Genomic DNA, 5,387 nt, shown 5'->3' with positions numbered 1-5,387 from the left:
GATAATCCTAAAGAAAGTCAATTCTTTAGCAGCAAGGATGTATTCTATTGGAGTGGTAGTATTTTAAAGAATTTTCTCTCGGGAATACTTTTTATGATAACGATCTTAGCATCTATGGGCTTGTTGGTATTTCTATTCCGAAACCACAAAGGCCCTTCTCCAGAAGACAAAAAATTTCTCGCTAAAAAAGTATGGAAAATCTTATTTATTGTTCTTGGAACTATTTTTGGACTGCTTTTTATAATTTATCTGGTACTATTATTTTATTTTAAGAGCACGGGGAAATTATAGCCTGTCCGGCTTAAAATTGCGGATTGTCAGCATCAACTACAAAACACATGTTAAATACTGACCCACAACAAGATACATGCTTTATTTTGAAGAAAAATTATTATATTTGAATGGAAGTATTAAGACCTTGGATTAAGTTCGTCTAAGCATATCTTGGCTTCTGATTAAACTCTTTCCTGATTTCGTACCTAATGAATATTAACCCTCACCTCCAATGATAAATTATGCTTCGCTCTGAAAACTCATAGATTTCGTCACTATCCTATTACCATATCACCAACAAAAAGGGTCGAGAGCCCGTAATTGGGGGGATAGCTTTTTATAAAAGTTGTCCTCCCTTTTACATATTTTTTTATATTCTTTACCTTAAATAAAATCTTCTATCAGTATAGCTTTAAAAAAAAAGCCTTTCTAAATAGAATTAGAAAGGCTTTTTTGGTGATCCCGCTGGGATTCGAACCCAGGACCACTACATTAAAAGTGTAATGCTCTACCAGCTGAGCTACGGAATCTTCTTCATTGCTGAAGGAGTGCAAAAGTAAAAAAAATATTCGATTCTCCTACTTTAATATTGAATTAATTCACTTTAACTCTAAGAAAATGTTTAATACGTTGATATATAGGCCTAAAATATCATTAATTTTTTCCAAATAATTATTGTCATGTCCCACAAACACTCAAGTGGCAGTTTAATTTAAAAGGAAACAATAGTCTTGTGTATGTTGTTGATGTCAGATCTCTTTTTATAGCCATCTCCTAACTAAATAATTATATTTGATTTAATTTATAAATAATGAAAGTTAAACGCATCGTCACCAATATCGCAACAAGAGAAATTGAAAAAGCCAAACTATTTTATATAGATATATTAGGAATGAATATCTTAATGGATCATGGCTGGATTGCTACCTACGGTTCAGAAGAAGAGATGAACGTGCAGATTAGTTTTGCCAATGAAGGGGGGTCGGGTACAGTAGTTCCAGATTTATCAATCGAAGTTGATGAGGTTGATACTGCTTTTAAATTGATGAAAGAACATCATTTCACAATTGAGTATGAATTAACAAATGAACCTTGGGGTGTACGCCGTTTTTATGTCCGTGACCCCTTTGGTAAATTGGTCAATATACTCACTCATATTTAATGACGACCGCTCTGATCTTAACTTACTTTAAACTTTCCTAACTAATAATTTTCATCGGTGTAACCCTCGCAATGCCATCGCTAAAAATACCGTTTATTTTTTTAATTAGCATTAAAACTTATTACCTGTCAAATTGTTTTCACAACATAAATCAGGCGATAGATTGGTGTTGTGTTTAGGGATTTTTTATTGAATTTTAAAACAACTTTTATGAAAAAAGAACAGCCTAACTTTCTACCGAAAGTGTTTCCGGAGAAAGCAGTTATTGAAAGTCCAGGTAATGATCTGGCAAAGAAAAAGATCTATCCCGATCATATTATTCTGAAGAGATTAATTATGTTATTCGTCATTTTATTATTTACTATACCTTCTGTTTTTGCCCAGGACACCAGCTATTATACTGGCAACCCATCATCTGTTACCGTTAAAACCCAACAAGCACCACCACCGTTACCGGACTATGTTCAACCTGAGTGCCCGGGAGATGGTTACATCTGGACCCCTGGATATTGGTCATGGGCAACAGACGACTACTACTGGGTGCCAGGTACCTGGGTTATGCCTCCTGCTATTGATTTATTATGGACTCCAGGATATTGGGGCTTTTTTGACGGATTTTATGGTTGGTATCCGGGTTACTGGGGAACACAAGTTGGCTATTATGGTGGAATTAATTATGGATTCGGTTACTTCGGTACCGGCTTTTATGGAGGCAGATGGGAAGGCGGGCATTTTATGTATAATAAATCTGTATGGCGTGTAGGCAAAAACGTCCATAATACTTATGTGAATAAGGTGAACATAGATAATAGTAGAAACCGGGCGAGTTTTAATGGTGCCGGAGGCGTAAATTATCGCCCTAATAATGATGAATCAAGGGGCATACAAAATCATACCCCTGCAAGTAAAGAGCAGAGAGATCATGAAATAAACATGAGCAATGAAAAAGGTCAGTTCCATAATACAAATCCTAAACCTGCGACTCATAGCATGAGTGCCCCTGGAGGTGTTAGATTTGATGAACGTGGCAACCAAATGAGAATGGGAGGCATGAGGGGCGGAGGTGGCCGCAGAGGATAACATCATATGTAAGCCATCAAGTGGCAGGTTAAAATAGAAACCACCTCAATAAAAAACAGCAAACAAAAATATGTTTGCTGTTTTTTTATGTAATATGCTTACTTTCCATTACCAAACTATAAACCATGAAACCGCTTATTTTCTTCATTTCAGCTGTCACCTCTTTGCTTTGCAGTTGCTCTACCAGCAAACAACATATGGCCAATGGCTTACCCAGAACCAGGATTACAATCAACGCTAACCAGATCGAAAACAAGATTAACCGATTAATCTATGGCTCCAACATTGAAGATGTAAACCACGAAATTTACGGAGGTTTTTATGACCAACGCATTTTTGGTGAGAGTTTTGAAGAACCAGCAATGGGGGTTAATTTTGAGGATTGGCGAAGATATACTGGTTACTGGACTGGAAAAGATGGAACTGTCGCTATTATCCCGGGAAGAAACACGACCAGTGAAGTAAGAATGAATGGTTTGCATGCTATTCCTGTAGAACCTGATCACAGTGCAAAACTGATCTACGATCCGAAAGAATTTGGAGATGGGAGTTTCGAAGTAGAAATGAGATTTAGCGGCAAAGGAGAAAGTGGTGCACTTCTGGTCCATGTGACTGATGCAAGCGTAGGTAATGATGCATTTAATGGTTATGAAATCAGCCTGAGCAGGGACGGCAAAAAAGTAAGCTTTGGCAAACATGTACAGAATTTTAAGCTGCTTAAAGAAACAGCAGTTAATGTAGATCCAGAGGTCTGGAACAGATTAAAAGTTACGTTAAGAGGTCCGGAATTCATGGTTTATATCAATGGTGTTCAAGCATTCTCCGGAAAAGATGAGCATCTCCCCCTACTTAAAGGAAAAATTGGACTGCGTACCTGGCAATCTGCAATGGAATTCCGTAATGTGAAAGTACAGGCCAATAATATCCAGGAATCGCTAAATCTAGTTAAGGCACCAGAAGAACAGATCAGCTACAATTGGGACGGCATCCGATCGGGCCAGTCCAATCCCAGTTTTAGCATTGATCAACGTACCGCATATAACGGAAAAAACTCGCAGATGATCAATTTTTCAGGCATCTCCGGCAAGGCTGGCATATCAAACAGCGGCTTAAACCGATGGGGCATTGCTGTTCGTGAAAACCAGCTTTTTCAGGGAAGAATGTACCTGAAAGCTGAAAACCTCATTGGACCTGTAACCATAGCACTTGAAAGTGCCGATGGTAGTAAAACATATGCCTCTCAGCGTTTAAATGAAATCACAACCTCCTGGAAAAAATATACATTCGCATTAAAAACAAATACAACTGACCCCCATGCAAAATTGGCCATCTATCTCACATCAAAGGGAAAATTATGGGTTGACCAAGTTGTACTGATGGGAACTGGAGACGACCAATTTAAAGGCCTGCCCATCAGGGCAGACATAGGTAAAGCATTGGTAAATCAAGGCCTTACTTTTTTAAGGTATGCCGGCACAATGGTAAATTCTCCAGAGTATAAATTCAAGAATATGATTGGAGATCCGGATAAACGTCCACCCTACCGTGGACACTGGAACTGGTATACGACTAATGGCTTTGGAATTGAAGAGTTTCTGAAATTTTGTGAAGCAACATCGATAACTCCCTGTTTTGCCATCAATATTTATGAGACGCCGCAGGATGTTTATGATATGGTAGAATACTTAAATGGTGGCGAGGAAACGACCTGGGGTGCCCTGCGCACTAAAAATGGGCATCCAAAACCTTATGGCGTAAAATACATAGAAATTGGCAACGAAGAAGTGATCTTTAACGGAGACAGCAAAGAGGCCTATGAAGAATATGTTATGAAATTCAAACTCTTGAGCGCTGCAATGAAACAGAAAGACAGCACCTTAAAATTCGTACATGCTGCGTGGTGGCGTCCTGGATCCCCGAATATGGAATATGTTTTCCGAGAATTGAACGGTAAGGCAGATTTCTGGGACCTGCATGTGGACGGTGACCACCCTAAAGCCGGACTGGAAACCGACAAACAACTTACTGAAATGAAACGCTTATTTAAACAATGGGATTCCAAAACTCAAATGAAAGTAGCTGTTTTTGAGGAAAATGGAAGCAGGCATGATCTCCAACGGGCCCTGGGCCATGCTTCTAATATGAACGCCATAAGAAAACATAGTGAATTTATACTAAGCTCATGTCCTGCTAATGCCTTACAACCTTACCAGCAAAATGACAATGATTGGGATCAAGGTCAGCTTTTCTTCAGCAATGACCGGGTATGGGCCATGCCTCCTTTCTATTCGCAAAAAATGCAGTCCAACCAACATCTGCCTCTTCGCGTACAAAGCATTGTGGATGGTGATCTCGATGTAACTGCAACCCGTAGTGAAGACGGAAATACATTGGTGGTGCATGTAGTAAATACAGGCCCAGCTGTCAATACTCTATTAGAGCTTAACAACTTTGACAACAGGAAGGAAAAAATAGAGATAGCACTGCTGAAAGGTGAACTGAATTCAGTAAACAGGCTCCAACATCCTGAACAATATAAAACCATTTATTCTCAGATGAAACTAAGGGGAAAATCACCTATATACAGTTTCCCATCGAATTCATTTACTATTTTGAAGTTCGAAAAATGACCTTCTCCTCCATGATTAGTGGATATTAATATTTTACAAAATACAAAACCCTGCTAATCGTTTGATTGCAGGGTTTTGTATTTTGATGATAATCTGGTGATCCCGCTGGGATTCGAACCCAGGACCACTACATTAAAAGTGTAATGCTCTACCAGCTGAGCTACGGAATCGTTCCCTCTTAAAGGGAGCGCAAAGATAGAGTTATTACTCAAACAATCAAAATAATTTTCCCTAATATATTT

Annotated in this window: 4 protein-coding genes and 2 tRNA genes; 4 read left to right on the top strand and 2 right to left on the bottom strand. The window is 38.7% G+C overall.

Going from position 1 to position 5,387, the window contains the following annotated elements:
• Window positions 1-291 (top strand): hypothetical protein (locus tag DBR11_RS30135; protein ID WP_233260730.1); only part of this gene is annotated, 291 nt, incomplete at its 5' end.
• Window positions 292-727: 436 nt separating this feature from the next.
• Here DBR11_RS30135 and DBR11_RS12045 read toward each other — a convergent pair.
• Window positions 728-803: transfer RNA gene (locus tag DBR11_RS12045), tRNA-Lys, on the bottom strand.
• A gap of 281 nt (window positions 804-1,084) precedes the next feature.
• On the opposite strand from DBR11_RS12045, the gene DBR11_RS12040 reads away from it, so the two are divergent.
• The 3 genes from DBR11_RS12040 (at window position 1,085) to DBR11_RS12030 (ending at window position 5,145) form a co-directional block, all read left to right on the top strand.
• Window positions 1,085-1,435, top strand: coding sequence for a VOC family protein (locus DBR11_RS12040; RefSeq protein WP_108552923.1), 351 nt, complete (start codon window positions 1,085-1,087; stop codon window positions 1,433-1,435).
• A 210-nt stretch (window positions 1,436-1,645) separates the two neighbouring features.
• Window positions 1,646-2,515: a YXWGXW repeat-containing protein gene (locus DBR11_RS12035; RefSeq protein ID WP_199233822.1), complete on the top strand. Its 870-nt coding sequence runs from the start codon at window positions 1,646-1,648 to the stop codon at window positions 2,513-2,515.
• Between the two features lie 125 nt (window positions 2,516-2,640).
• The gene (locus DBR11_RS12030; RefSeq protein WP_108552922.1) at window positions 2,641-5,145 is read left to right on the top strand and encodes a family 16 glycoside hydrolase; all 2,505 of its coding nucleotides are present in this window, start codon (window positions 2,641-2,643) and stop codon (window positions 5,143-5,145) included.
• A gap of 94 nt (window positions 5,146-5,239) precedes the next feature.
• On the opposite strand, the gene DBR11_RS12025 is transcribed toward DBR11_RS12030, so the two are convergent.
• Window positions 5,240-5,315: transfer RNA gene (locus tag DBR11_RS12025), tRNA-Lys, on the bottom strand.
• Window positions 5,316-5,387: the final 72 nt, after the last annotated feature.

The sequence above is a fragment of the Pedobacter sp. HMWF019 genome (assembly GCF_003061025.1).
Lineage (GTDB): Bacteria > Bacteroidota > Bacteroidia > Sphingobacteriales > Sphingobacteriaceae > Pedobacter.
Note: the sequence above shows the minus strand (reverse complement) of the source record. Positions and strands in the feature narration are given on the sequence as shown.

Coding starts and splice junctions, on each gene's coding strand:
- DBR11_RS12035 (WP_199233822.1), top strand. CDS start 1,646: ATGAAAAAAGAACAGCCTAACTTTCTACCGAAAGTGTTTCCGGAGAAA.
- DBR11_RS12040 (WP_108552923.1), top strand. CDS start 1,085: ATGAAAGTTAAACGCATCGTCACCAATATCGCAACAAGAGAAATTGAA.
- DBR11_RS12030 (WP_108552922.1), top strand. CDS start 2,641: ATGAAACCGCTTATTTTCTTCATTTCAGCTGTCACCTCTTTGCTTTGC.